Source organism: Brevundimonas sp. Root608, from assembly GCF_001427825.1.
In the GTDB taxonomy this organism is placed as follows: domain Bacteria; phylum Pseudomonadota; class Alphaproteobacteria; order Caulobacterales; family Caulobacteraceae; genus Brevundimonas.
In genome coordinates, this window is sequence record NZ_LMGT01000001.1 from 357,692 (window position 1) to 382,478 (window position 24,787).

The 24,787-nt window shown below is 69.5% G+C and carries 22 protein-coding genes; 11 read left to right on the forward strand and 11 right to left on the reverse strand.

Features of this window, described 5'->3' with window-relative positions; all coding sequences use genetic code 11:
- Positions 1-62 precede the first annotated feature (62 nt).
- Positions 63-1,130, forward strand: coding sequence for a substrate-binding domain-containing protein (locus ASD59_RS01740; RefSeq protein WP_055827393.1), 1,068 nt, complete (start codon positions 63-65; stop codon positions 1,128-1,130).
- Positions 1,131-1,262: 132 nt separating this feature from the next.
- On the opposite strand, the gene ASD59_RS01745 is transcribed toward ASD59_RS01740, so the two are convergent.
- On the reverse strand, positions 1,263-2,348 hold the full coding sequence (locus ASD59_RS01745) for a glycosyltransferase family 4 protein (RefSeq protein ID WP_055827396.1): 1,086 nt from the start codon (positions 2,346-2,348) through the stop codon (positions 1,263-1,265).
- Between the two features lie 115 nt (positions 2,349-2,463).
- Between ASD59_RS01745 and putA the strand changes: the two genes are divergently transcribed.
- Complete coding sequence (gene putA, locus ASD59_RS01750) at positions 2,464-5,592, forward strand: bifunctional proline dehydrogenase/L-glutamate gamma-semialdehyde dehydrogenase PutA (RefSeq protein WP_055827399.1); 3,129 nt, start codon at positions 2,464-2,466, stop codon at positions 5,590-5,592.
- Between the two features lie 3 nt (positions 5,593-5,595).
- Here putA and ASD59_RS01755 read toward each other — a convergent pair whose 3' ends face one another.
- The 3 genes from ASD59_RS01755 to ASD59_RS01765 all read right to left on the reverse strand — a co-directional run bounded on the left by ASD59_RS01755 (position 5,596) and on the right by ASD59_RS01765 (position 8,575).
- Complete coding sequence (locus ASD59_RS01755) at positions 5,596-5,892, reverse strand: hypothetical protein (protein WP_200943598.1); 297 nt, start codon at positions 5,890-5,892, stop codon at positions 5,596-5,598.
- Positions 5,893-5,984: 92 nt separating this feature from the next.
- Positions 5,985-6,902, reverse strand: coding sequence for a hydroxymethylglutaryl-CoA lyase (locus ASD59_RS01760; RefSeq protein ID WP_055827404.1), 918 nt, complete (start codon positions 6,900-6,902; stop codon positions 5,985-5,987).
- Complete coding sequence (locus ASD59_RS01765) at positions 6,899-8,575, reverse strand: ArnT family glycosyltransferase (RefSeq protein ID WP_055829611.1); 1,677 nt, start codon at positions 8,573-8,575, stop codon at positions 6,899-6,901. Before ASD59_RS01765 ends, ASD59_RS01760 begins: the two co-directional genes overlap by 4 nt.
- 112 nt (positions 8,576-8,687) lie before the next feature.
- Between ASD59_RS01765 and ASD59_RS01770 the strand changes: the two genes are divergently transcribed.
- A complete protein-coding gene (locus ASD59_RS01770) occupies positions 8,688-9,416 on the forward strand; it encodes a glycosyltransferase family 2 protein (RefSeq protein WP_055827408.1) in 729 nt (242 codons plus the stop codon).
- 107 nt (positions 9,417-9,523) lie between these two features.
- Entirely contained in the window at positions 9,524-9,952 is a 429-nt protein-coding gene (locus tag ASD59_RS01775; protein WP_082560007.1) for a hypothetical protein, read from the forward strand.
- 855 nt (positions 9,953-10,807) lie between these two features.
- On the opposite strand, the gene ASD59_RS01780 is transcribed toward ASD59_RS01775, so the two are convergent.
- Genes ASD59_RS01780 through trhA form a run of 3 tightly spaced genes read right to left on the reverse strand, consistent with a single transcriptional unit; the run spans position 10,808 to position 12,551 of the window.
- Positions 10,808-11,158, reverse strand: coding sequence for a hypothetical protein (locus ASD59_RS01780; protein WP_055827414.1), 351 nt, complete (start codon positions 11,156-11,158; stop codon positions 10,808-10,810).
- A gap of 1 nt (position 11,159) precedes the next feature.
- Positions 11,160-11,774, reverse strand: a complete 615-nt coding sequence (gene phaR / locus ASD59_RS01785) for a polyhydroxyalkanoate synthesis repressor PhaR (protein ID WP_082560008.1) — start codon at positions 11,772-11,774, stop codon at positions 11,160-11,162.
- A 57-nt stretch (positions 11,775-11,831) separates the two neighbouring features.
- Positions 11,832-12,551, reverse strand: coding sequence for a PAQR family membrane homeostasis protein TrhA (gene trhA / locus ASD59_RS01790; RefSeq protein WP_055829613.1), 720 nt, complete (start codon positions 12,549-12,551; stop codon positions 11,832-11,834).
- A 221-nt stretch (positions 12,552-12,772) separates the two neighbouring features.
- On the opposite strand from trhA, the gene ASD59_RS01795 reads away from it, so the two are divergent.
- Together ASD59_RS01795 and ASD59_RS01800 are read left to right on the forward strand one after the other, a co-directional pair.
- Complete coding sequence (locus ASD59_RS01795) at positions 12,773-13,951, forward strand: acetyl-CoA C-acetyltransferase (RefSeq protein WP_055827418.1); 1,179 nt, start codon at positions 12,773-12,775, stop codon at positions 13,949-13,951.
- 7 nt (positions 13,952-13,958) lie between these two features.
- Entirely contained in the window at positions 13,959-15,302 is a 1,344-nt protein-coding gene (locus ASD59_RS01800; RefSeq protein WP_055827421.1) for an FAD/NAD(P)-binding protein, read from the forward strand.
- A gap of 21 nt (positions 15,303-15,323) precedes the next feature.
- Here ASD59_RS01800 and ASD59_RS01805 read toward each other — a convergent pair whose 3' ends face one another.
- Together ASD59_RS01805 and glmM are read right to left on the reverse strand one after the other, a co-directional pair.
- Entirely contained in the window at positions 15,324-16,391 is a 1,068-nt protein-coding gene (locus ASD59_RS01805; RefSeq protein ID WP_082560009.1) for a YeiH family protein, read from the reverse strand.
- A 50-nt stretch (positions 16,392-16,441) separates the two neighbouring features.
- On the reverse strand, positions 16,442-17,791 hold the full coding sequence (glmM, locus tag ASD59_RS01810; RefSeq protein ID WP_055827423.1) for a phosphoglucosamine mutase: 1,350 nt from the start codon (positions 17,789-17,791) through the stop codon (positions 16,442-16,444).
- A gap of 166 nt (positions 17,792-17,957) precedes the next feature.
- Between glmM and glmS the strand changes: the two genes are divergently transcribed.
- On the forward strand, positions 17,958-19,772 hold the full coding sequence (gene glmS, locus ASD59_RS01815) for a glutamine--fructose-6-phosphate transaminase (isomerizing) (RefSeq protein ID WP_055827426.1): 1,815 nt from the start codon (positions 17,958-17,960) through the stop codon (positions 19,770-19,772).
- A 56-nt stretch (positions 19,773-19,828) separates the two neighbouring features.
- Positions 19,829-20,707 (forward strand): UTP--glucose-1-phosphate uridylyltransferase GalU, encoded by an 879-nt coding sequence (gene galU / locus ASD59_RS01820; RefSeq protein WP_055827429.1) that lies wholly within the window; start codon positions 19,829-19,831, stop codon positions 20,705-20,707.
- A 6-nt stretch (positions 20,708-20,713) separates the two neighbouring features.
- On the opposite strand, the gene ASD59_RS01825 is transcribed toward galU, so the two are convergent.
- Together ASD59_RS01825 and ASD59_RS01830 are read right to left on the reverse strand one after the other, a co-directional pair.
- Positions 20,714-20,938 carry a hypothetical protein gene (locus ASD59_RS01825; RefSeq protein WP_055827431.1) on the reverse strand — a complete coding sequence of 75 codons (225 nt, stop codon included), beginning with the start codon at positions 20,936-20,938 and terminating at the stop codon, positions 20,714-20,716.
- A gap of 38 nt (positions 20,939-20,976) precedes the next feature.
- A complete protein-coding gene (locus ASD59_RS01830) occupies positions 20,977-21,720 on the reverse strand; it encodes an alpha/beta fold hydrolase (RefSeq protein WP_055827434.1) in 744 nt (247 codons plus the stop codon).
- Positions 21,721-21,790: 70 nt separating this feature from the next.
- On the opposite strand from ASD59_RS01830, the gene ASD59_RS01835 reads away from it, so the two are divergent.
- From ASD59_RS01835 to ASD59_RS01845, 3 genes are all read left to right on the forward strand, one after another.
- Complete coding sequence (locus ASD59_RS01835) at positions 21,791-22,762, forward strand: glycosyltransferase family 9 protein (protein ID WP_235561691.1); 972 nt, start codon at positions 21,791-21,793, stop codon at positions 22,760-22,762.
- 123 nt (positions 22,763-22,885) lie between these two features.
- Complete coding sequence (gene infC, locus ASD59_RS01840) at positions 22,886-23,407, forward strand: translation initiation factor IF-3 (RefSeq protein WP_055827440.1); 522 nt, start codon at positions 22,886-22,888, stop codon at positions 23,405-23,407.
- A 92-nt stretch (positions 23,408-23,499) separates the two neighbouring features.
- The gene (locus ASD59_RS01845; RefSeq protein WP_055827444.1) at positions 23,500-24,750 is read left to right on the forward strand and encodes an MFS transporter; all 1,251 of its coding nucleotides are present in this window, start codon (positions 23,500-23,502) and stop codon (positions 24,748-24,750) included.
- Positions 24,751-24,787: the final 37 nt, after the last annotated feature.

Below are 24,787 nucleotides of genomic sequence, written 5' to 3' on the forward strand. Positions count from 1 at the left end.
ACCCGACCGTCACAAACCTGTGCTCCAAGCGGCTCGACACCGCCTTTGTCCGGAGACTGACGATGACCCGCACCCTTCTCGCCGCCGCCTCGACGATCGCCCTGCTCGCCCTCGGCGCCTGCAGCAACGACCAGTCCGCGGGCGACCAGACCGCCCGCGCCGGCATCTGGGCCGCCGGCTCCTCGACTGTCTTCCCCTTCGCCACCCGCGTGGCCGAGAATTTCGCCCGCACCTCGGGCGGCGCCGCGCCGCGCGTCGAATCGCTGGGCACCGGCGGCGGCATCCAGGCCTTCTGCCAGGGCGTCGGCCCGAACACGCCTGACATCGCCAACGCCTCGCGGCCGATGAAGGCGTCCGAGTTCGAGCTGTGCCGGACAAACGGCGTCACCGACATCGTCGAGATCAAGATCGGCTTCGACGGCATCGTCATCGCCACGGCCCGCACGGGGAACAGCTTCAACTTCCGTCTGCAGGACCTCTACACCGGTCTGGCCAAGGAAGTTCCGGGCGCCGGCGGCGCCTTTGTCGCCAACCCGGCCACGAGCTGGAACCAGGTCAATCCGGCTCTGCCGAACCAGCGCATCCAGGTCTACGGCCCGCCCCCCACCTCGGGCACCCGCGACGCCTTCCTCGAACTCGGCATGGCCCCGGGCGCCGAATTGATCCCGGCCCTGAAGGCGATCAAGGACGCTGACAAGGACCGCTTCGAGACCCTCGCCCACACCCTGCGCGAGGACAACGCCTGGATCGACTCGGGCGAGAACGACAACGCCATCGTCCAGACCCTCAGCCGCACTCCCGGCTCGCTGGGCGTGTTCGGCTTCTCCTTCCTCGAGCAGAACCTCGACACGGTGAAGCCCGAGACCATCGACGGCGTCGCCCCGACGGCCGAAACCATCGCCGACGGCACCTATCCGCTGGCCCGCAGCCTCTACATCTACGTCAAGAAGCAGCACGTCGGCGTGACCCCGGGGCTGGAGCAGTTCGTCGCCGAATTCATGTCCGAGGCCTCGGCCGGCCGCGGCGGCTATCTGCAGGACCGCGGCCTGGTGCCGCTGCCCGCCGACCAACTGGCCGCCCAGCGCGCCGTGGCCGCGGCCATGACGCCGATGACCGCGCCGGCGAAGTAGGCATTCGCCTCTCCCTCCCCTTCATGGGGAGGGATGTCGACGCGAAGCGGCGACAGGGTGGGGGTGCGTCTGGAATTCCCCACCCGGTCGCTGCGCGACCACCCTCCCCATGAAGGGGAGGGAGAGGCGCGTTTAGGCCGCCGCCTTCCGCCGCAACCGCGCGATCCGGCGCAGACGTCGCCAGAAGCGGCCGCGCTCGGGCTCCGGATAGGGCTGCAGGTTCTCGACGAACTCCTCCGCCGAGGCGCGCCAGCTGAATTTTTCGGCATAGGCGCGCACGGCGGCGCGGTCGCATTCCAGCGCCTTCAGACAGGCCGTGCGCAGGTCCTTGTCGATGGCCCCCGCGTTGGAGCCCGGGATGATGTCGATCGGCCCATGCGCCGGATAGGCCGCGACCGGCGTGCCCGTGGCCATGGCTTCGAGGATCACCAGGCCGAAGGTGTCGGTCCAGCTGGGGAAGACGAAGACGTCGGCGTCGCGGAAACACCGCGCCAGCGCCTCGCCGAAGCGGGCGCCGAGGAATTTCGCCTCCGGATATTTCTCTTCCAGCTCGGCCCGCGCCGGCCCGTCGCCGACGACGATCTTGGTCCCCGGCAGGTCGGTCTCGAGGAAGGCCTCGATATTCTTCTCGACGGCCACGCGGCCGACATTGAGGAAGAAGGGACGCGGCCAGTCCTTGCCGCCCAGCTCCTCGTAGATGCGCGGCAGGTCGGGGTTGAACTGTTCGGTGTCGACGCCGCGCGTCCACGGCGAGACGTTCTTGAATCCGTGCGCCACCAGCTCGTCGCGCAGCGTCGGCGTGGCCACCATCAGCCGGCCCGACGGCTTGTGGAACCACTTCATATAGGCGTAGCCGACCTGCACCGGGATCGGGAACCGCGCCGAGACATATTCGGGGAATTTGGTGTGATAGCTGGTCGTGAAGGGCAGCTTCCACTCCACGCAGATGCGACGCGTGGCGATGCCGATCGGGCCTTCGGTGGCGATGTGCACGGCCTCGGGCTCGAAGGCGCGCAGCCGTTCGCGAATCTCTTCCTCGGCCCCCAGGGCCAGCCGGATTTCCGGATAGGTGGGGCAGGGGATGGTCTTGAACTGGCTGGGTTCGATGACGTCGACCTCATGGTCCATGCCCCGGCATTCCGCCACGGTGCGGGTCAGGGTGCGGACGACGCCGTTGACCTGGGGCTCCCAGGCGTCGGTGGCCAGAACGATGCGCATATGGGCCGGGTGGCTCCGCCGTTGATCGGTCGCAACCTCTAGCGCCTGATGCGGCCGTTGGCGAGACGCCGCATCCCCCTCCCGTTCCGTCGCAAAAGCGTCTAGGACGCCCGCCATGAACGCACACGTCTCGCCGCCGGTCGCCCTCTCCCAGGACTGGGATACGCTGGATCAGGGCAAGTTCGCCGACGAAACCGCCACGGTGCGGGGCCTGCTGGCCAATATGCCGCTCGACGGGGCCGAGCGCGCCGCCGTCCTGTCCGCCGCCGTCGGCCTGGTCGAACACGCCCGCCGCAGCGTCAAGAAGCAGGGGGTGGTCGAAAGCTTCCTGCAGGAATTCTCGCTCGGCACCCGCGAAGGCCTGGCCCTGATGTGTCTGGCCGAGGCCCTGTTGCGCACCCCCGACGAGGACACCCGCGATCGCCTGATCGCCGAAAAGATCGGCTCGGCCGACTGGTCGTCCCACCTCGGCCAGTCCGACAGCCTGTTCGTCAACGCCTCGACCTGGGGCCTGATGCTGACCGGCAAGCTGGTCGACGTCGACGAGGAGGCCCGCACCGACCTGCCCGGCTTCCTCAAGCGCATCGTCGGCCGTCTGGGGGAGCCGGTGATCCGCGAGGCCGTCGCCGCCGCGGTGCGCATCATGGGCGAGCAGTTCGTCGTCGGCCGCACCATCGAGGCCGCCCTGAAACGCGCCAACCGCGAGGGCTGGCTGTGCAGCTTCGACATGCTGGGCGAGGGCGCCCGCACCGCCCACGACGCCGAGCGCTATGAAAAGATCTACGCCGACGCCATCGAGGCCGTCGGCAAGACCGCGAAAGGCCAGGGCCCCGAGGCCGGCCACGGCGTCTCGGTCAAGCTCTCGGCCCTGTCGCCGCGCTACGAGGCCACGCACGAGGCGCGCGTCTGGGACGAACTCTATCCGCGCATCCTGCGGCTGGCCCGCATCGCCGCGAAGCACGACATCAACTTCACCATGGACGCGGAAGAGGCCGACCGCCTCGCCCTGTCGCTGAAGTTGCTGGACCGCCTCGCCCGCGAACCGGACCTCGGCGGCTGGACCGGCCTCGGCCTCGCGGTCCAGGCCTATCAGAAGCGTTGCCCCGAGGTGATCCGCCGCGTCGCCGACCTGGCGCGGACCTCGGGCCGCCGCCTGATGGTCCGTCTGGTCAAGGGCGCCTACTGGGACACCGAGATCAAGCGCGCCCAGGTCTTCGGCCGCACCGACTATCCGGTCTTCACCACCAAGGCCGCGACCGACCTGAATTACCTCGTCTGCGCCAAGGCGATGATCGAGGCCGCGCCCCACATCTACAGCCAGTTCGCCACCCACAACGCCCACTCGCTGGCCGCCGTCCGCCAGATGGCGTCCGAGCGCGGCGTGAAGATCGAATTCCAGCGCCTGCACGGCATGGGCGAGGCGCTCTACGACGCCGCCCGCGACGCCTTCGGCCCCGTCACGGTGCGCGCCTATGCGCCCGTCGGCGGGCATGAGGACCTGCTGCCCTATCTGGTCCGCCGCCTGCTCGAGAACGGGGCCAACTCCTCCTTCGTCCACGCCCTGCTGGACGAGCGGGTGCCCGCCGCCGCCGTCGCCGCCGACCCCATCTCCGCCGTCGAGGCCCACCCCGACCGCCACGCCAAGATTCCGACCCCCAAGGACATGTACATGGACCGCCAGAACTCGCTGGGCCGCGACTATTCCCAGGCCGCCGACCGCGACCGGCACGCCGCCGCCCTCGAAAAGGTCGACGCCGAGAAGCTGACCTCGGGCCCGATCATCGGCGGCAAGCTGAAGGCCGGGACCAACCCCCAGCCCGTGACCAATCCGTTCGACACGACCCAGGTGCTGGGCCACGTCTCGGAAGCGAGCACGGCCGACATTGACACGGCCGTGAACGCCGCGGCCAAGGCCCAGGTCGCCTGGGACCGCAAGGGCGGCGCGGGCCGCGCCCCCGTCCTGCGCGCCATGGCCGACGCGCTGGAGGCCGACATGGATCGTCTGGTCGCCCTGCTGTCGCGCGAAGCGGGCAAGACGCTGAACGACGCCGTCGCCGAGATTCGCGAGGCCGCCGACTTCTGCCGCTACTACGCCATGCTGGCCGAACGCGACTTCGGCGGCCGCACCGAGCTGAAGGGCCCGGTCGGCGAGATCAACCAGCTGGTCCTGCACGGCCGCGGCGTCTTCGCCTGCATCAGCCCGTGGAACTTCCCCCTGGCCATCTTCACCGGCCAGATCGTCGCCGCCCTGGCCGCCGGCAACGCCGTGCTGGCCAAGCCCGCCGAACAGACACCGTTGATCGCCGCCGAGGCCGTGCGCCTCTACGTCAGGGCCGGTCTGGACCCGAACCTGCTGGCCCTCGTCCCCGGACGCGGCGAGACCGTCGGCGCGGCGCTGGTTTCGCACCCCGGCATCGACGGCGTCGCCTTCACCGGCGGCACCGACACGGCGACGCTGATCAACAAGTCCATCGCCGCCCGCCCCGGCGCCATCATCCCCTTCATCGCCGAGACCGGCGGCCTGAACGGCATGTTCGTCGACACCACGGCGCTGAAGGAACAGGTCATCGACGACGTCATCCTGTCGGCCTTCGGCTCCTCGGGCCAGCGCTGCTCGGCCCTGCGTCTGCTCTATGTCCCGCACGACGCCGCCGACGCCCTGATCGAGGGCCTCAAGGGCGCCCTGGCCGCCCAGGTTGTGGGCGACCCCGCCGACCCCGCCACCGACATCGGCCCCGTCATCGACGCGGATGCGAAGGGCATGCTCGACGCCCACCTCAAGCGTCTCGAAGGCGACGCGAAGATCGTCGCCCGCGCCGAACTGCCGGCGGGCTCGGACAAGGGACACCTGTTCGCCCCGACCATCGCCGAGATCCCGACCCCCGACTATCTGGAGCGCGAGGTCTTCGGCCCCATCCTGCACGTCTGCCGCTATCACCCGTCCGAACTGAAGCAGACGGCCTCGAAACTGGCCCAACGCGGCTACGGCCTGACCCTCGGCGTTCACAGCCGCATCGAGGCCTTCGCCGAGGAGGTCACCCGCCTGGTCCCGGCCGGCAACGTCTACATCAACCGCTCGATCATCGGCGCGGTGGTCGGCGTCCAGCCCTTCGGCGGCGAGGGCCTGTCCGGCACGGGACCCAAGGCCGGCGGCCCCTACAGCCTGATCCGCTATGCGTCGGAGAAGGCCATCAGCAACAACATCTCCGCCCAGGGCGGCGACCCGGCGCTGCTGAACCTCTGACCCCTAGTGGAAAATCCCCACCGCGCCCTCGATCCAGACCAGGGCGACGATGGCGATGACGAACAGCGAGAACCCGATCCGGATGACCGGATTGCGGACACGCCAGGCGACCAGCTCGATCACGGCCCCGCCGCCGATCAGCAGCACGCCGGCGAAGACGAAGTCGCTGAGGGTCCAGTTGACCTCGCTGGTGAACTGCATGGCGACCAGAGGCGCCGTCATGATCAGGGCCACCGCCCCCCAGCCCAACATCCGCAGGGCCTTCCACAGCTGGTCCAGATCCTGGTTGGTCACGTTCATGTCGCCGTCCCTCGGTTACCGATGACGGGACGATGCCGGAGTCCCGCCTGAGCGGCATGAGCGAAATCTGAGCAGTTGCTGAAAAGCGGCCGTCAGCCCTTCGGCCAGCCGCCCGCCCGGCTCAGCGCGCTCGGCGCCGGCCGACCGATCTTCCCGCCGATCCAGCGGGCGGTGCCGATCAGGGCGTCGAGATCGTAGCCGGTGTCGAACCCCGCCCGCTCCAGCATATAGACCAGGTCCTCGGTGGCGATATTGCCCGTGGCGCCCGGCGCGAACGGACAGCCGCCGATGCCCCCGACCGAGGCGTCCAGCACGTCCACCCCGGCCTCGACGCCGGCATAGGCGTTGGCCAGGCCGGTGTTGCGCGTGTCGTGGAAATGCAGCCGCAGGGTCGCCTCGGGCGCGGCCTTGCGGGCGGCCTCGACCGTCTTCGTCACGCTCCACGGATCGCCGACGCCGATGGTGTCGGCCAGGGCGATCTCAGCCACGCCCAGGGCCGCGATCCGTCCGACCAGATCGGCGACCCGGTCCGTCGACACCTCGCCGTCGAACGGACAGCCCCAGACGCAGGACAGGGTGGCCGACAGCGAGGGCGTCGCCCCCGGCGCCCCTTCCGCGTTCTGTCGTCCGGCGACGATGTCGGCCAGCATCCCGACCTGCTGGTCCACCGTCAGACCCTGGTTCTTCAGCCCGAAGCCGTCGGTGACCGACATCGCCACATTGACCTCGTCCACCGCCGTGCCCAGGGCCCGGTCATAGCCCTTGCCGTTCAGCACCAGGCCGATGCGGCTGCGTCCCGCCTCCTGCGGCAGGGCGGCCATGACCTCTTCGGCCCCGGCCATCTGCGGCACGTATTTGGGATGGACGAAGCTGACCGCCTCGATCCGCCGCGCCCCCGCCGCCTCCAGTCGCCGGACCAGATCGGCGCGGACGGCGGGTTCGAGGATCGCCTTTTCGTTCTGCAGGCCGTCGCGCGGACCGACCTCGACGATGGTGATCGGGCGGCTCATGGGGCCGGCGCCGACGCAGGCGCGATCCCGGGCGGGGCGTAGACGGTCAGGCTGACGTCATCGCCCTTGGAATAGTTGTGGCCGTCGACCACGCCCACGGCGCGGCCGGTCACCCCCAGCCGGGCGGCGGCGTCGCGGAAGGCGTCGGCGTCGCCTTCCTCGACGATGGCGGGCCGTCCCTCGGCCAGGGCGCGGGCGGCCCCTTCGGCGTCGGTCAGTTCAGTGTCCTTGCCGATCAGGAAGACGAAGCTGGGTTCATGGAAGCTGGTGATCGCCACCGGCCCGGCGCGGCCCTGGCGCGGATGCAGGTCGGCCCGTTCGAGCACCTTCTCGAGCTGCGGCGCCACCGCCAGGGGGCGCAGCTGGCGCAGGGTCCCGGCCAGGGCGGCGTGGGCGAGAAGGCCGAGGGTCAGCGACACCAGCAGGGCCGTCACCGCCGCCCGGTGCAGCATCAGAAAGGCCCCGACCAGACTGGCCAGGATGGCGAAGACGATGGTCAGGGTCGCCCAGGTCTGGGCGGTGGACTTGCCATACTCGGTCAGCAGCCAGACCGCGCCGACGACGAGCAGGCCGCCCACGAACAGGGTCAGCCCCACCCCGGCGTAGCGCGATATCCGTCCGACCGGCCGCATCACGGCGGCGGCGGCCAGCAGGGCCAGTCCGCCGAAGGTCGGCAGGGTGTAGTGGGCCAGTTTGGTCGGGGTCAGCTCGAAGATCAGCCAGGCCGGAACCACCCAGCAGACCAGGAAGCGGACCGCCGGCTCGGCCCGCCGGCTCCAGCCGGTCGAGACGGCGGCGGGCAGCAGCAGGGTGGCCGGGAAGAACAGCAGCGGGGCGATCAGCAGATAGAAGCCGGGCAGGACGCCGTGGCCCTCATCGCCGCCCGCCACCTTGGGCGCCAGATCGCCGCCGATGGCCTCGCGCCAGAAGCCGCCGTCGGTGGCGATGGTGATGGCGATGGCCCACGGTCCGACGATCAGGGCCACCAGCGGCAGGCCCCAGCCCCAGCCCAGCCGCCTCAGCCACGAGCCGTCCCGGTCCCAGATCGACAGGGCCAGTATGGCGGGCGCGATGACCAGCAGGCCGATCGGACCCTTGATGAGGATGGACAGGCCCAGCCCGAGCCAGAAGGCCAGCTTCCACGGCCTTCGCGGCGCCTCGCCCGCCCGCGCCGCCAGATAGATGCGCGCCAGCCCCGCCATGGCCAGGGTCACCGCGCCGCACAGCATGGCGTCGGTCTTGGCGATGCCCGCCTCGGTCGATAGCAGGAAACTGGCCCCGAGAATCGCGCCGGCGAGGAAGCCGGCCCTCTGGCCGAACATGGCCGCGCCGGCCCAGGCGCAGGCGGCGGCGGCCAGCATGGCCCCCAGCAGCGACGGGATGCGATAGGGGGCGATGTCGCGGTTCTCGACCTTCGAGGTCATCGCCACCGCCACGGCCTGCATCCAGTAGATGCCGACCGGCTTCTTCCAGCGCGGCTCGTCCTGGTAGCGGATGTCGATGAAGTCGCCGCTCTCCAGCATCTGCGAGGTGGCCTGGGCGTAGCGGCTCTCGTCGCGGTCCAGCGGCGGCAGCAGCATCAGCACCGGCAGACCCGCGAACAGGGCGATCAGGGCCGCGAGCAGGGGCCCGCGCCAGCCGGCGATGTATCGGTCAAGGTCGGAGGCGATCATGCCCATCTTCCTATCACGGCCTTTCCGCCCGTCACATTGTTAGAGCGCCGGCCGCGGATGCGGAGGCGGGCGCCATCTCCCGCATCCCGCCGAAACCGGCTAGAGAGCCAGGATGAACGCAGCCATCCCCGACATCTCCGTCGTCGTCCCGGTCCATAACGAGGAGGGCGCCGCCGGTCCCCTGGCCCGCGAGATCGCCGAGGCCTTCGCCGGACGCTCGTACGAGATGGTGTTCGTGGACGACGCCTCGCGGGACGCCACCCTGGCCGAACTGCGCGGCCTGATGGCCGAACTGCCGGCCCTGCGGGTGCTCAGCCACGGATCGAATGCGGGCCAGAGCCGGGCCGTGCGCACTGGCGTCCTGGCCGCCCGGGCGCCGATCGTGGTGACCCTCGACGGCGACGGCCAGAACCCGCCGGCGGACGCGCCGAAGCTCGCCGATCTGCTCGCCTCGTCGCCGTCGTCGGTGGCTCTTGTCGGCGGTCGCCGGGCCAAACGGCAGGATTCCGCGGCCAAGCGTCAGGCCTCGATCTGGGCCAACCGCATCCGCAAGACGCTGCTGGGCGACGACGCCGACGACACCGGCTGCGGGCTCAAGGCCTTCCGGCGCGACGCCTTCCTGCGCCTGCCCTATTTCGATCACATCCACCGCTACCTGCCGGCCCTGATGATCCGCGAGGGCTATCAGAACCTCTATCTCGACGTCGATCACCGCCATCGCGAGACGGGCCAGTCGAAATACACCAACTGGGGGCGGCTGATGGCGTCGCTGTCGGATCTGATGGGCGTCATGTGGCTGAAAACCCGGTCGCGGCGGCCCGGCGCGATCAGCGAGTTCTGAGCGGCTCTCCGGGCGCGGCGAACCGGCATGGCTGAACGGATCGAACCGGGGTATGCAGGGTTAACAAGCGCGGCCGTTATGCGCGCTGACCGATGATGGAGCCCGCCATGCTGATCGCCATCCCGCTGCTGATGATCCCGGTGATCCTGTACAACATCGTCGTCCTGACCGGCGCGGTCGGCGGCGCCGGCGCCGTGGCGGCGGACGGCAGTCTCCGGGACGTTCTGTTCTCCATCCCCATGACCTCAGGCTCGGTCTGGAATGTCGGCGTGGGCGACATGATCCTGTTCCTGTCGCTGATCCTGCTGTTCTTCGAACTGCTGAAGTCGACCTCCAGCCAGAAGGTCGCGATCGTCAATCACGCCCTGTCGATGATCCTGTTCGTGATCTGCCTGGTCGAATTCCTGCTGATCAAGGGCTTCGCCACCTCGACCTTCTTCCTGATCGTGACGATGGTCATGCTGGACGTCCTCGCCGGCTTCATCGTCACCATCATCTCCGCCCGCAAGGACCTCGACTTCGCCAGCGGCGGCTGAGCGCCCTTGATCCGCCCATCCCGGCGGTGACCGCCCGACACATGACCCGTGCGCCCCCGCGAGGCGGGGATGCACGGTGATGGGGAGCGCGAAGGCGTGACGCTGCCGGCCGGATATATAGTCGGGTTGGCGGGAAAACATCCTGCCTTCTCAACACCTTACGATTTTCCCAAACTCTATTGTCAGCACCGCCCCCCGGCGACCCCATAATATCTGCATCCCGTCGCGGGGGAGGGCGTCTGGCGCCAGGGCCATCAACGTGCGGCGGGGTGCGATCGAGCGGGAAACCGCATCCGTATCGAGGTGGGGGCTCCGGCTCCGGCCCACGGGAGGGTGCGGGACTGTCTGCGGGGGAAACCGAAACCGCGGAGCCCGGGGAGCCTGGCCGCTCTCCGCCCGTCGCGGGCCTCGGGACGTCCAGGGAGTAAACGGTGAAAAGCGCAGGGGACTGAAGACCCCCGGCAGGCCGTGCAGAAGCCCTCAGCGTCCTGCCTGTGTGAACCGGTCGCGCGGAGCGAAGGCGGCGACGCCGAAAACACATCCCGGTCCCCGCAAAGCGAAAGCAGGGGGCCATCTCCGGTTCCGGGCTAGCCGCCCGCGCTCCGCGACCTCCCCGCACTTTCCGGCAGCGATGCCGGCGAGCGCTTCACCCTGCGCGGTGGTCCTCGGGACAAGCCCGAGGACGATGAATTTGAAGATCAAGCTCCTGGAGCTCGCCGATCCGGCCTTACGAAAACGCCACGAAAATCAGGGCGACGACGGCGACGTCGACGGTGCGGGCGATGAAGGTCAGCATGGCGGCGGTCCCGAACGAGGCTTGAACACCCGTCGTTCAGCAAGGACCGTGCCGCGGGCTCAGATGTCGGTGTCTTCCGCCTTGCCGGGCCGGGGACGCCGCTCGTTGGCGCCGGAGTGTTCGGTCCCGAGGTAGGCGGAGCGGGCCGCGTCGAGCACGGGCGGGCCGCCCTTGAGGCCGCGCCGTTGTCCGGTCTGTCCGATCATCTGGGCGGCGAAGGCGGCCGCCGAGGCGTCGGACGCCGGGGCCGGGGCAGGTCTTGCCGGGGGCGGGGCGGGCTCGGCGACGAATTCGGCGACGGTCAGGGCGCGCGACCCGGCCGCGGCCCGGCGTTCGGCTGCGCGCCGTTCGGCCGAGCGGCGCTCGTCGCGGCGTTCGACGGGACCCACGGCGCGGATCTCGTCGCCCATGTCAGTCGCCCTTGCCGGGAGGCTTGGCCAGTTTGTCCAGCTGGCTGCGCATCTCGTCCATCTGGCGGCGCATCTCCTCCAGCGGATCGGCGGCCGGCGCGGCCCTGGGCTCGGTCGCGGCCGAGGCCGCCGCCATCGCGCCGGGCGTCAGGGCGCCGAAGCCCGGCCACATCTTCATGGCGTCGCTGAACATGGCCATGTTGCGCTTGACCGCCTCGTCGATCAGACCCGCCCCCGGCGCGGCGCCGAAGGCCTTGGAGAACTGGCCGCGGATCTGCTCCTGCTGGCGGCTGAAATTGTCGAGCGACATCTCCAGATAGCTGGGCAGGACGCCCTGCATCTGGCCGCCGTAGAAGCCGATCAGCTGGCGCAGGAACTGCACCGGCAGCAGGGCCTCGCCCCGGCTCTCTTCCTCGAAGATGATCTGGGTCAGGATCTGGCGCGTCAGGTCGTCGTTGGTCTTGGCGTCATAGACGACGAATTCCGTCCCCTCGCGCACCATTTTCGCCAGATCTTCCAGCGTCACATAGGCCGAGGTCGCCGTATTGTAGAGGCGGCGGTTGGCGTATTTCTTGATGACGACGGTTTCGCCGGCTCCGGACTTCCTGTCAGCCACGCGCGATCCTCGTTCCTGTTGCAACGCCGCACTATGCTGCGCTGCGCACGGGAATGTCTAGCCGACGCCGGCGGCGGCGGGGGCCAGGACGACGCCGACCAGCACCGCGGCCCAGTGGACGGTCGCGCCGGTGACGACGAAGCCGTGCCAGATGGCGCGGCGGAATTTCACCCTCGGGCTGATGAAGACGAACACGCCGGCGGTGTAGATCAACCCCCCCAGCACCAGCAGGCCGAGCGCGATCGGGTGAACGGTGTCGATCATGGGCTTCAGGGCGATCACGGCCAGCCAGCCGAACAGGGCGTAGACCCCGGCCCAGAAGGCGTCGGAAATCCGCGGCGCGACCAGCTTGGCCCCGACCCCGGCGATGGCGATGGCCCAGACCAGCAGGGTGAAGCCGATCGACCAGGCGCCCTCGAAGCGCTGGGTGGTGAAGGGGGTGTAGCTGCCGGCGATCATCAGAAAGATCGCCGCCTCGTCCATGCGGCGCAGGATCGGCCGCGCGGCGCAGGGACGCGTCTGGTTGTAGACGGTCGAGGCGGCCAGCATGGCGATCAGGCACAGCGCATAGATGGCCGTGGCGGCGACGGCGCCGAGGCCGACGTAGAGGGCGGCCAGCACCGCCAGCACGATCCCGCCCACGGCGGCCAGCGTCAGGCCGACGACGTGCACGACGAGGTCGGCCGTCTTTTCGGCGGGCGAGCGGTAGTGCTCGACCATATCCAGTTCGTCCGGCACGCAGACCTGGACGAACACATTCTTCAATCGCGTGAGCATGGCCACCATCAAGCCTTTGTCGCTCTATTCGTTCCCGCGAACATGGAGCGGACCCGGTGACCATGCGGTGAACGGCGCTGTCAGGCGTGACGAAGGCGTTGCGATGCGGCAGAAACGCCACGACTTGTTTCCCGCGACCTAACGCCCCCGACGGGCGTAGAGGTTTCGTTTTCCATGGCCCGGCGCTCCCCCGCCCCGCGGCCCCGTTCCGAGGTTGCTGCATGTCCATCGACGTCGTCATCGTCTCCGCCGCCCGCACGCCGGTCGGCGCCTTCCTCGGCGGCCTGTCCAGCCTGCCGGCGTCGAAACTGGGCGAGATCGCCATCCGCGCCGCGCTGGAGCGGGCCGGAGTGGATGCGGCCGACGTGGACGAGGTCATCCTCGGCCACGTGCTTCAGGCGGCGGCGGGTCAGGGACCGGCGCGGCAGGCGGCCATGGGCGCGGGCATCCCGAAGGAGACGGCGGCCTGGAGTCTGAACCAGATCTGCGGCTCGGGCCTGCGCGCCGTCGCCATCGGCGCGCAGCAGATCGCCCTCGGCGACGCCAGGATCGTCGTCGCCGGCGGCCAGGAGAGCATGAGCCAGGCGCCCCACGCCCAGCACCTGCGCACCGGCCAGAAGATGGGCGACCTGTCGCTGATCGACACCATGATCCGGGACGGGCTGTGGGACGCCTTCAACGGCTATCACATGGGCCAGACGGCCGAGAACGTCGCCGAACAGTTCCGGATCAGCCGCGCCGACCAGGACGCCTTCGCCGTCGCCAGCCAGCACAAGGCCGAGGCGGCCCAGAAGGCCGGCCGCTTCGACGACGAGATCGTCCCCGTGACCATCGCCTCGAGGAAGGGCGACGTGGTCGTCGACAAGGACGAGTTCATTCGCCACGGCGCAACCCTTGAAGCCATGGAGAAGCTGCGCCCGGCCTTCACCAAGGAAGGCTCGGTCACCGCCGCCAACGCCTCGGGCCTCAACGACGGCGCCGCCGCCCTGGTGCTGATGAGCGCCGACGAGGCGAAGGCGCGCGGCCTTGAAGTCCTCGCCCGGATCGTCTCCTCCGCCACGGCCGGCGTCGATCCGGCGGTCATGGGCACGGGCCCGATCCCGGCCTCGAGGAAGGCGCTGGAGAAGGCGGGCTGGACCGTCGCCGATCTCGACCTGGTCGAGTCCAACGAGGCCTTCGCCGCCCAGAGCCTGTGCGTCCTGCGCGAACTCGGGCTCGATCCTGACAAGGTCAACGTCAACGGCGGCGCCATCGCCATCGGCCACCCCATCGGCGCCTCCGGCGCCCGCATCCTGACCACCCTGCTGCACGAGATGAAGCGGCGCGATGCGAAGAAGGGTCTGGCGACGCTGTGCATCGGCGGCGGCATGGGCGTGGCCATGTGCATCGAGCGGGACTGAACCGGCGATGACCGCCCCGGCGCGCGAGGCTGGAACCATCCAGCGCGTCGCCATCGTCGGCGGCGGCTTCTCCGGCGCCATGCTGGCCGCGCGGCTGGCCGAGCGGAGCGTCGCCTCGGTCCTGATCGACCGGACCGGCGTCTTCGGTCCGGGCGTCGCCTATTCGACCGGGTTCGACGGCCATGTGCTGAATGTGCGCTCGAACCGGATGAGCGCGGTCGAGGGACGGCCCGACGACTTCGTGCGCTGGCTGGAGGCGCACCATCCCGACCACGCCGATCCGGAAGGCTTCACGCCGCGCCGGCTGTACGGCCTCTATGTCGAGGACCGGCTCGCGCGGGCCGAGGCCGCCCAACCGGGCCTGATCACGCGGGTCGTCGGCGAGGCCGTCGCCGTTGCGGGAACGGCCGTGCGCCTCTCGGACGGACGGCGGATCGAGGCCGACGCCGTGGTCCTGGCCACCGGCAACCCGGCCCCGGGAACCGCGGATACGCTCCGCGCGGACGGCCCGGACCAGGTGATCGGCGATCCGTGGCGGCCCGACGCCCTGGATATTATCGGTCCGGAGGACGATGTGATCATTCTCGGCACCGGCCTGACCATGGTCGATATCATGCTGTGGCTGCAGGCTCGCGGCTGGCGCGGCCGGGCGACGGCGCTGTCGCGACGCGGGCTGACGCCCCGCGCCCACGGAGGGCGCCACGACCCTCCGGTCTCGCCGGGCGACGCGCTGACATCGGGGCCCCTTTCGCGACGGGTGGCCGAGGCCCGGCGGCTTTCGGCCGGGGACGACTGGCGCGGCGTCATGGAGGGGCTGCGCCCGATCACAGCCGCCGTGTGGGTCGCCGCCGACCCCGCGACCCGCGCCCGCTTCCTCCGTCACCTGCGCCCTTGGTGGGACGTTCACCGGCACCGCATCGCCGACAGCGTCGCGGGCACGATGGAGAGGCTGGAAGCCGACGGCCGGCTGGTCATCCTCGCCGGTCGCGTCCGCCGCGCCGAACAGACCGGCGAAGGGATCACGCTGGCGTGGACGCCGCGGCGGGGCGGGTCGCCCGCCCCGCTGACGGGCCGCTGGCTGATCGACTGCACCGGGCCGGGGCACGATCCCGCGACCGCGCCCCTGACGGGTCCGCTGATCGGATCGGGCCGGGCCCGGCTGGACCCCCTGGGACTCGGGCTGGATCTCGATGCGGAGGGCCGGGTCCTCGATGCGACGGGCGCGCCCGACCGCTCGCTGTTCGTCCTGGGTCCGCCGGCTCGCGCGGCCTTCTGGGAGACCGTCGCCGTGCCTGATATCCGCAAGCGGATCGAAGGCCTGGTCGGAACGCTGGCGGGTGCGCGGCTCTGAATCCAGCGACCGCGCCGAACCTCAGAAGACCCCGAGCAACCCGATCAGGCCGAGGGCCAGGCCGATCAGCGACAGCAGCGACAGGGTGACGACGGCGGCGATGCGGACGCCCGAGCGGGCGACGGCGCGGGCGTCGGTGCTCAGCCCCAGGCCGGCCATCGAGATCAGTGTCAGGGCGGTGGCGACCTCGGCCATCACCGGCAGGGCAGGGGCGGGGATCAGGTCGAGCGACCGCGCCGCCATCATCAGCAGGAAGCCGACGATGAACCACGGAACCAGCTGGCCGACCGAGATCCGGCGCGGCCGGGCCGCTCCCATATCGCCCTGGACGGGAACGTCGCGGTCGGACCTGCGGCCGAGGGCGGTGGCGACGGCCAGGAACAGGCAGACCGGACCCAGCATCAGCACGCGGACCAGCTTGATCAGCGTCCCGGCCTGGGTCGCCACCGCGCCCGTGGGCATGGTGGCGGCCAGCACCTGGGGCACGGCATAGACGGTCAGGCCGGCGAGGACGCCGTAGTTCAGGTCCGTCATCCCCAACGCCACGCCGAGCAGCGGGAGGACGAGCACCACGCCGACTCCGAGGACGGCGGTGAAGGCGATGGCGGCGGATACGTCCTCGGCGTCGGCGTCGATCACCGGGGCCACCGCGGCTATGGCCGAGTTGCCGCAGATGGCGTTGCCGCACGCGATCAGCACCGCCATCCGGTGCGGCAGATGCAACAACCGCCCGAGCCCATAGCTGACGGCGAGGGCGAGCACGACGATCAGGACGGTCCCCGCCAGCAGTCCGGGACCGATGGCCATGACCGTGGCGGCGCTGATCGAGGCGCCCAGCAGCACCACCGCGATCTCCAGCAGGGTTCGGGCGCTGAACTCGATCCCGGGCCGCAGGCCGGCGGGCGGAGTCCACACGGATCGCACGGCGGCCCCGATCAGAATGGCCAGCACAATGGCCTCGATCCATCCCCGGCCGAGGAGCCGCAGCTCAAGCGCCTGGGCGCCAACGGCCGCCAGGGTGACCGCCGCGCAGGCGATCACGCCTGGTATCAAGGACAGGGCGCCCCGAAGGCGTGCGGGAATCATCATGCGAGACTGCGCCGGGGAGGCGTCGTGATCCACCGTTCAGTTCGGAGCCGCTACCCCGCCGCCTTCACCGCCGCGACCACGTCGGCCACGACCGATTTCACCAGCGCCGCGTCATCGCCCTCGGCCATGACACGGATCAGTTTCTCGGTGCCCGAGGGCCGGACCAGCAGGCGCCCGACTCCGGCCAGACGCGCTTCGGCGGCGGCGATGGCCGCCTTGACCGCGGCGTCCTGCAGCGGCTTGCCCGCCGTGAAGCGGACGTTCTCGAGCAGTTGCGGCACCGGTTCGAACTGGCGGGCGAGGTCGCTCATGGCGCGGCCGCTTTCGACCATCACCGCCAGCACCTGCAGGGCCGACAGCAGGCCGTCGCCGGTGGTGGCGTAGTCGTGCAGGATGATGTGGCCGGACTGTTCGCCGCCCATGTTGAAGCCGCCCTGGCGCATCCGCTCCATGACATAGCGGTCGCCGACCTGGGTCCGCTCCAGCGTCAGTCCGGCCGCGTTCAGCGCGCGCTCCATCCCGAGGTTGGACATGACGGTCGCCACCACGCCGCCGCCGACCAGCAGACCTCGCCTGGCCCAGTCCAGGGCCACCATGGCCATGATCTGATCGCCGTCGACGACCTGACCTTTCTCATCGCAGATGATGACGCGGTCCGCATCCCCGTCCAGGGCGATGCCGATGTCGGCGCGATGGGCCTTGACCGCCTCGGCCAGGGCCTGGGGATAGGTCGAACCGCAGTTCGCGTTGATGTTCAGCCCGTTGGGATCGACGCCGATCGGGAAGACCTCGGCGCCGAGTTCGTACAGCGTCGTGGGCGCGACCTTGTAGCCGGCCCCGTTGGCGCAATCGACGGCGATCCGCAGGCCCTGAAGGCTCCGACCCTTGGGGAAGCTGGCCTTGGCGATCTCGATATAGCGGGCCTGGGCGTCGTCGACGCGCTTGACCCGTCCCAGCTTGTCCGGGGGCGCGAGGCCCGCGTCGAGGGCCTGGTCCATCATGGACTCGATCTTCAACTCGACTTCATCCGACAGCTTGTAGCCGTCGGGCCCGAACAGCTTGATGCCATTGTCCAGATAGGCGTTGTGCGAAGCGGAGATCATCACCCCGATGTCGGCCCGCATCGAGCGGGTCATCATCGCCACGCCGGGGGTCGGCAGGGGCCCGAAGGTCAGAACGTCCATGCCCGCCGAGGCGAAGCCCGCGACCAGCGCCGGCTCGATCATGTAGCCGGACAACCGCGTGTCCTTGCCGATCACCACCAGATGGCGACGGTCGTCGGACGACATGAACAGCCGCCCGGCCGCCAGCCCGACCCGCAGCGCCACCTCGGGAGTCATCGGATGGGTATTGGCGCGTCCGCGGATGCCGTCCGTGCCGAAATAGCGTCTCTCGCCCAAGCGTCGTCTTCCTCTCGTCGCGGTCGCAGAAACCTTGCGAAACCGCTTTTTAGGTGCAAACCGGGGCGCCTGTCGCCTACATCGGCGCCAGACAGCCGGGCTCGGCTTAGACCGTTACCCGTCCGTGCGCAAAGCACGGAAAGGCAGATTTCCGAGGGATTTATCTATGTGCGGCATCATTGGCGTGACGGGCGTCGGCCCGGCGGTTCCCCGTTTGATCGACAGTCTGAAGCGGCTGGAATACCGGGGCTATGACTCCGCCGGCGTCGCGGCCCTGGTCGATGGCCGCATCGAACGCCGTCGCGCCAAGGGCAAGATCCGCGAGCTGGAAGCGGTCCTGCTCGCCGAACCCCTGAACGCCACCATCGGCATCGGCCACACCCGTTGGGCCACGCACGGCGCCCCGACCACGGCCAACGCCCACCCCCACCATGCGGGGCGGGTGGTGCTGGTCCACAACGGCATCATCGAGAATTTCGCCGAGCTGAAGGCCGAGCTGGCCGCCGAGGGCCATGTCTTCGAAAGCCAGACCGACACCGAGGTCGTGGCCCATTTGATCGACCGTGCGCTGGGGACCGACAACGATCCGCTGGTCGCCTTCAAGACCGTGCTGGACCGGCTGACCGGGGCCTATGCCCTGGCGGTGCTGGTCGAGGGCGAGGACGGGTTGATCATGGGCGCCCGACGCGGCAGTCCGCTGGTGGTCGGCTGGGGAGAGGGCGAGATGTACCTGGGCTCCGACGCCCTGGCGGTCGGCCCCTTCACCCAGAAGATCTCCTATCTGGAAGAGGGCGACTATGTCGGCGTCGACCGGAACGGCGCGCGCATGTTCGACGTGGACGGCGCCGCGGTCGAGCGGCCGATCGTGCAGGTCTCGGCCTCGTCGGCCCTGGTCGAAAAGGGCGAGTACCGGCATTTCATGGAGAAGGAGATCCATGAGCAGCCCGACAGCGTTCAGCACACCCTGTCGCACTACCTCGATTTCGTGAACGGCAAGGCCAAGACAGACTCCGCAGACTTCGCCGCCATCGACCGGATCCAGATCGTGGCTTGCGGCACCGCCTTCTACGCCGGCCAGATCGGTCGCTATGCGTTCGAGAAGCTGGCGGGTCTTCCCTGCGACGTCGAGATCGCCTCGGAATTCCGTTATCGTCAACCGGCCCTGACGCCCGGAACGCTGGCCGTCGCGGTCAGCCAGTCGGGTGAAACCGCCGACACCCTGGCCAGCCTGTCCTGGTGCAAGGCCAAGGGGCTGAAGACCGCCGCCCTGGTCAATGTCCACTCGTCCTCGATGGCGCGTGAGGCGGGCCACCTGTGGCCCACCCACGCGGGCCCCGAGATCGGCGTCGCCTCGACCAAGGCCTTCACGGCCCAGGTCGCCGCCCTGCTGGCGCTCGCCGTCGCGGCCGGCGTCCAGCGCGGCCATATCGACCCCTTGCGCGAGGTCGCACTGGTCAAGGCCCTGTTCGAGGCGCCGCGCCTGATCGCCGAGGCCATGGCGATGGAGGACGACCTGAAGGCCGTCGCCCAAGACATCGCCAAGGCCACAGACGTCCTGTTCCTCGGTCGTGGGGCGATGTTCCCCCTGGCCATGGAGGGCGCGCTGAAGCTGAAGGAGATCAGCTATATCCACGCCGAGGGATATGCCGCCGGCGAGTTGAAACACGGCCCCATCGCCCTGGTCGACGAATTCACCCCGATCATCGCCCTCGCCCCGCTGGACGAAGTGTTCGAGAAGACCGCCTCCAACCTGCAGGAGGTGGCCGCGCGCGGCGGGCCGGTGATCATGATCGCGCCGAAATCCGCGCCTGATCCGCACGGCGCCGGCATCCGCCGCGTCGACGCGCCCGCGTGCCACTCGCTGATCGCGCCGCTGGTCTACGCCATCCCGGTGCAGCTGCTGGCCTATTACACCGCCGTCCAGAAGGGCACGGACGTCGACCAGCCCCGCAATCTGGCCAAGTCCGTCACCGTCGAGTGATCGCATCCGGGCGCGGATGCGTTTAGGCTGTCCGACCCCGCCGTTCAGGATTCCGCATGACCGCTCACAGCCGCCGCCTTCGCAAGGCCGTCCTGCCCGTCGCCGGCCTCGGCACGCGGGTTCTGCCCGGCACCAAGACCACGCCCAAGGAACTGCTGAACGTCGTCGACCGGCCGATCCTCAGCTACATCGTGGAAGAGGCGCGCGAGGCCGGGATCGAGCACATCGTCTTCGTCACCGGTCGGTCAAAGGGCGCGATCGAGGACTATTTCGATCACCAGATCGAACTCGAGGCCCAGCTTCTGGCCAAGGGCAAGACCGACATCCTCGACGCCATGATCGCCGAACTGGCGACGGCCGGCGAAATGAGTTTCACACGGCAGATGCAGCCGCTGGGCCTCGGCCACGCCGTCTGGTGCGCCCGCGATATCATCGGCAATGAACCGTTCGCCGTCCTGCTACCCGACGTCATCGTGGACTCCCAGCCGGGTGCGCTGAAACAGCTGGCCGATGTCTACGCCCAGGTCGGCGGCAACGTCATCGGCGTGGAGGCTGTGCCCGAGAGCGAAACCCACAAATACGGCATCGTCGATCCAGAGAATCGGGACGGCCGCCACATCCGCATGAAGGGGATGATCGAAAAGCCGCCCCGGGGCGAGGCGCCGTCGAACCTGTCGATCTCGGGACGCTATATCCTGCAGCCGGAAGTCTTCGACATTCTGCAAAATCAGCCGCGCGGCGCGGGCGGCGAGATCCAGCTGACCGACGGCATGGCCCGGCTGATGAAGGAACAGACCTTCACGGCCGTCGAGTATGAGGGCGTCACCCACGACTGCGGCGACAAGATCGGGCTGCTGAGGGCGAATGTGGCCCTGGCGCTGAAACGTCCCGACCTGGGCGAGGCGGCAAGGGCGGCGATCACCGCCCTGCTCTGACGAGGCTCAACCGCCGCTGGTCAGCCGCGAGGCGCCGCCGGTGATCCTGCAGACGTTGTCGGTCTGGGGTCGGCCCGATTGCTGGCCGGTCGGGGACAGAATGCCGCCCCGGGCGGCGCAGTCGTCAGACAGACGCTGAAGCTCGGAGGCGTAGCGGTCGACGCCGGCGGTCGGGGCGCAGCCGGCGGCGGCCAGCAGAAGCAGGGCGGGGGCGAAAGTCAGGACGCGCATGAGGGAATCTCCTTGCGATGCGGTCTGTATTTAAGCGCTCAACGACGCATCCGTTCAATCGCCTCGATCAGGCGCTCCAGGTCCGCCGGGCTGGACAGGCGATGGTCGCCGCCCTCGATCAGGTCCAGCCGGATGTCGCCTCCGGTCAGGCGCTCGACCAGACGGACCGCATGGCCCCAGGGCACCACGTCGTCGGCCCGCCCCTGCAGGATATGCACGGGCGCGGCGACCGGAATGGCCGCGTCCAGCATCAACCAGTCACGGGCCTCTTCGAACATGGCGAGGGTCAGGACATATTCGCCGAGCCCTTCCTCGGTGATCAGCGTCTCTCCATCGCGCAGGATGGCCTGCCGCTCGTGATCGGCAAGGCCGGGCCACATCAGCCGCTCGGTGAAGTCGTGGGCGGGATTGACCAGCGCGAGCCCCGCCATTCGGTCCGGCCGCGCCAGCGCCAGCAACAGGGCCACCCATCCCCCCATCGACGACCCGACCGGAATGACCGGCCCGTCCAGACTGTCGATCAGGCCGATGGCGTCCTCGCGCCAGCGGCCGACGGTGGCCTGGCGCCAGTCCCCGGTCGACTGGCCGTGGGCGAAATGATCGTAGCGGACATAGTTCCAGCCCCGCTCGCGGGCCGCCGCGTCCAGCACCAGGGCCTTTGTCCCTTCCATGTCGGAGCGGAAACCGCCGATCCAGACGACGGTCGGACCGTCGCCCTCGATCCGCCGGAAGGCGAGGGTCTCGCCGTCCGGCCGCCGCAGCCGCTGAATGCCGTCGCTCATGAGCCGCCTCTCGCGAAAACCGTCGCGGACTGATAGCGAACCCCGCGTAATGAAGCGAAGGCCAAAGCGCGTGCCCGATCCCCAGACCGCCCCGAAGGTTCTGTTCGTCACCTCCAACCGCATCGGCGACTGCGTCATCTCGTCGGGCGTGATCCGCGAGATCGGGCGTCAGCTTCCGGGCGCGCGGATCACCGTCGCCAGCGGCCGCCCGCCCGCGCCGCTGTTCCGCGCGGCGCCCGGCGTCGAGCGGGTCGTCATCCTCGACAAGAAGAAGTTCGCCGGACACTGGGTCGACCTGTGGAAGCAGGCGGTCGGCGTCCGCTGGGACCTCGTGATCGACATCCGGGGTTCGGCCCTCAGCTATCTGGTCCCGGCGAAACGGCGCGTGGTCTACAACCGGTCGTGGGAGACCGGAGTCCGCAAGGTGGAGATGGTGTCGCGCCTGATGGGCGCCGCGGCGCCGCTGGACCCGGAAATCTTTCTCGACGATCAGGCGCGGACCGAAGCCGCCGCCGTCATCGACCCCCAGCTGGCGACCGCTCCGGGGCCGATCATCGCCCTTGCCCCCATCGCGCACCAGCCCGGCAAGAGCTGGCCGGCGGATCGCTGGGGCGGGCTTGTCGAGAGACTGAAGGCCGATGCCCGGTTCGACGGCTGGCGTTTCATGCTGGTCGGCGGCCCGGGCGACCATCCTCCGGCGGCGCCGGCCCTGGCGGCGGCGGGCCTTCGGGGGATCGACTTTGTCGGCAAGGGCGACATCCTGGCCTCCGCGGCCGCGATCGACCGCGCCGCCCTGTTCGTCGGCAATGATTCCGGGCTGATGCACGTGGCGGCCGCCGCGGGCCGGCCGACGCTGGGACTGTTCGGTCCGACCGAATGGTGGCTGTACGGGCCCTGGGGGCCAAAGACCCGCACTGCGGCTTCCAACGAGACCCGCGGCGCGTTCGCCCCCATCGAGGCGCTGACCACGGAGCGTGTCTTCGACGCCGTGATCGACCTGCATACTGCGTTCATCGGCGGGGGCGGCCCCGCCAAACCTTGAAGAGACGGGCGTTCGCGGTCATATAGGCCGCTGGAGGGGAACGCGGCGAACCGTCGCGCGCTCCGGCCTGTCAGAACTCTACTTCTTCTTCCACGCAAGGAACCGACGCTCATTCGCCGTCCGATGAACCAGCCGCCCGTCAAGGACGGGCCCCCCATGAACCAGGATATCCGCGCGCCGCGCGTTCTGTTGATTGATCAGAACGGCGAGAAACAAGGCGTCATGCCGACGTCCGCCGCGCTGGAAGCCGCCGAAGAGGCCGGCATGGACCTGGTTCAGATCGTCTCGACGTCGGAGCCGCCGGTCTGCAAGATCCTCGACTACGGCAAATTCCGCTTCCAGGAGCAGAAGAAGAAGGCCGAGGCGCGCAAGCGCCAGAAGGTCGTCGAGCTGAAAGAGATCAAGCTCCGCCCCAACATCGACGTCCACGACTACGAGGTGAAGGCCAAGGCCATGCACCGCTTCTTCGACGAGGGCGACAAGGTCAAGGTGACCCTGCGCTTCCGCGGCCGCGAGATGGCCCACCCCGAGCTCGGCATGAAGCTGCTGAACAAGGTCCAGGCCGATTTCGACGAGATCGCCAAGGTCGAATACGCGCCGCGTATGGAAGGCCGTCAGATGATCATGATCCTCGCGCCGAAATAGGCCGAAGGGTTTTCAGGATGCAGAACGCCCCGGCCGGAAACGGCCGGGGCGTTTTCGTTTGTCGGCCGCGAGGCGCGGGATATGGTCGGGCCATGACAGCACCCGGCCCGGCCCCCGCCGCCTCCCGCTCCGCCCTGTTCGTCCTCTTCGGCGTGGTCTTCATCAATCTGGTCGGCTTCGGCATCGTCGTGCCGCTGTTGCCCTTCTACGGCCAGACGCTGGACGCGCCGCCGTGGCAGGTGGCGCTGATGTTCTCGGCCTATTCGCTTGGCCAGTTCTTCGCCGAGCCATTCTGGGGCCGGCTGTCGGACCGGATCGGGCGCAAGCCCGTGCTGCTGATCACCGTGATCGCCAACGCCCTTGGCTATCTGATGCTGGCTTTCGCCCCCAACATCTGGCTGGCCATCGGCATTCGGCTGTTCACCGGCTTGGGAGCCGGCAATATCTCGACCGTCCAGGGCTATGTCGCCGACGTCACGCCCCCGGAGCGGAGAGCCGGCCGCATGGGCCTGATCGGCGCGGCCTTCGGTCTCGGCTTCATCGTCGGTCCGGGGCTGGGCGGCCTTCTGACCCGCCCGGATATGGGGACACTCGGATATCAACTGCCGATCTTCGTCGCCGCCGGCCTGTGCGTGCTGGCCGCAGTGGGCATTGCGGTGCTGCTGAAGGAGAGTCGAGCCAGGGTCGATCCCGCCGCCCCGCGTGCGCCGTTCCTCAGCGGGGTGCACGACGCCGTCGCCAATCCGGTGGTGTCCCGGGTGTTGCTGGTCACCCTGATCTACATGGCGGGCTTCTCCGGCATGGAGTCGACCTTCGGCTTCTGGACCGAGGCCCGCTACGGCTGGGGCGCGCGCGAAGTGGGGCTCAGCTTCATGGCGGTCGGCATCGTCTCGACCATCTGCCAGGGCCTGATCGCCGGGCGCTTGGCCCGGCGCTTCGGCGAGGCGCGGGTTCTGGCGGTCGGCTGTCTCATCTTCGGAGCCGGCCTGGTGGGGCAGGTGGCCGCCAGCCGCCTCCTGCCGGACGCCGAGGCCCTGGTCCCGGTGATCATGGCCGCAGGAGCCTTCGGCATGGCGATGACCATGCCCAACATCTCGGCCCTGATCTCGCGCTCGGTCGATCCGGACCGCCAGGGCGCGATGCTGGGACTGAACATGGCAGCCAGCTCCAGCGCCCGCATCTTCGGCCCGATCGCGGCCGGCGCCCTGTTCTCGGGCCTCGGCCATGACTGGCCCTTCCTGATCGGCGCCGCCCTGACCGTTCCGGCGGCTGTCATGGCCATCAATGCCGGACGCGCGTTTCGCAAACGGCAGGCCGGGGTGGTCGCCGCGCCGGCTGAATAAGGCGTCGCTTGCAGCCGCGTCGCCCCCGCTCTTATGG

Bases quoted from the DNA above. Each gene is read 5' to 3' on its own strand.
- ASD59_RS01740 (WP_055827393.1), top strand. From the start codon at position 63: ATGACCCGCACCCTTCTCGCCGCCGCCTCGACGATCGCCCTGCTCGCC.
- ASD59_RS01745 (WP_055827396.1), bottom strand. From the start codon at position 2,348: ATGCGCATCGTTCTGGCCACCGACGCCTGGGAGCCCCAGGTCAACGGC.
- putA (WP_055827399.1), top strand. From the start codon at position 2,464: ATGAACGCACACGTCTCGCCGCCGGTCGCCCTCTCCCAGGACTGGGAT.
- ASD59_RS01755 (WP_200943598.1), bottom strand. From the start codon at position 5,892: ATGAACGTGACCAACCAGGATCTGGACCAGCTGTGGAAGGCCCTGCGG.
- ASD59_RS01760 (WP_055827404.1), bottom strand. From the start codon at position 6,902: ATGAGCCGCCCGATCACCATCGTCGAGGTCGGTCCGCGCGACGGCCTG.
- ASD59_RS01765 (WP_055829611.1), bottom strand. From the start codon at position 8,575: ATGATCGCCTCCGACCTTGACCGATACATCGCCGGCTGGCGCGGGCCC.
- ASD59_RS01770 (WP_055827408.1), top strand. From the start codon at position 8,688: ATGAACGCAGCCATCCCCGACATCTCCGTCGTCGTCCCGGTCCATAAC.
- ASD59_RS01775 (WP_082560007.1), top strand. From the start codon at position 9,524: ATGCTGATCGCCATCCCGCTGCTGATGATCCCGGTGATCCTGTACAAC.
- ASD59_RS01780 (WP_055827414.1), bottom strand. From the start codon at position 11,158: ATGGGCGACGAGATCCGCGCCGTGGGTCCCGTCGAACGCCGCGACGAG.
- trhA (WP_055829613.1), bottom strand. From the start codon at position 12,551: ATGCTCACGCGATTGAAGAATGTGTTCGTCCAGGTCTGCGTGCCGGAC.
- ASD59_RS01795 (WP_055827418.1), top strand. From the start codon at position 12,773: ATGTCCATCGACGTCGTCATCGTCTCCGCCGCCCGCACGCCGGTCGGC.
- ASD59_RS01800 (WP_055827421.1), top strand. From the start codon at position 13,959: ATGACCGCCCCGGCGCGCGAGGCTGGAACCATCCAGCGCGTCGCCATC.
- ASD59_RS01805 (WP_082560009.1), bottom strand. From the start codon at position 16,391: ATGATGATTCCCGCACGCCTTCGGGGCGCCCTGTCCTTGATACCAGGC.
- glmS (WP_055827426.1), top strand. From the start codon at position 17,958: ATGTGCGGCATCATTGGCGTGACGGGCGTCGGCCCGGCGGTTCCCCGT.
- galU (WP_055827429.1), top strand. From the start codon at position 19,829: ATGACCGCTCACAGCCGCCGCCTTCGCAAGGCCGTCCTGCCCGTCGCC.
- ASD59_RS01825 (WP_055827431.1), bottom strand. From the start codon at position 20,938: ATGCGCGTCCTGACTTTCGCCCCCGCCCTGCTTCTGCTGGCCGCCGCC.
- ASD59_RS01830 (WP_055827434.1), bottom strand. From the start codon at position 21,720: ATGAGCGACGGCATTCAGCGGCTGCGGCGGCCGGACGGCGAGACCCTC.
- infC (WP_055827440.1), top strand. From the start codon at position 22,886: ATGAACCAGCCGCCCGTCAAGGACGGGCCCCCCATGAACCAGGATATC.
- ASD59_RS01845 (WP_055827444.1), top strand. From the start codon at position 23,500: ATGACAGCACCCGGCCCGGCCCCCGCCGCCTCCCGCTCCGCCCTGTTC.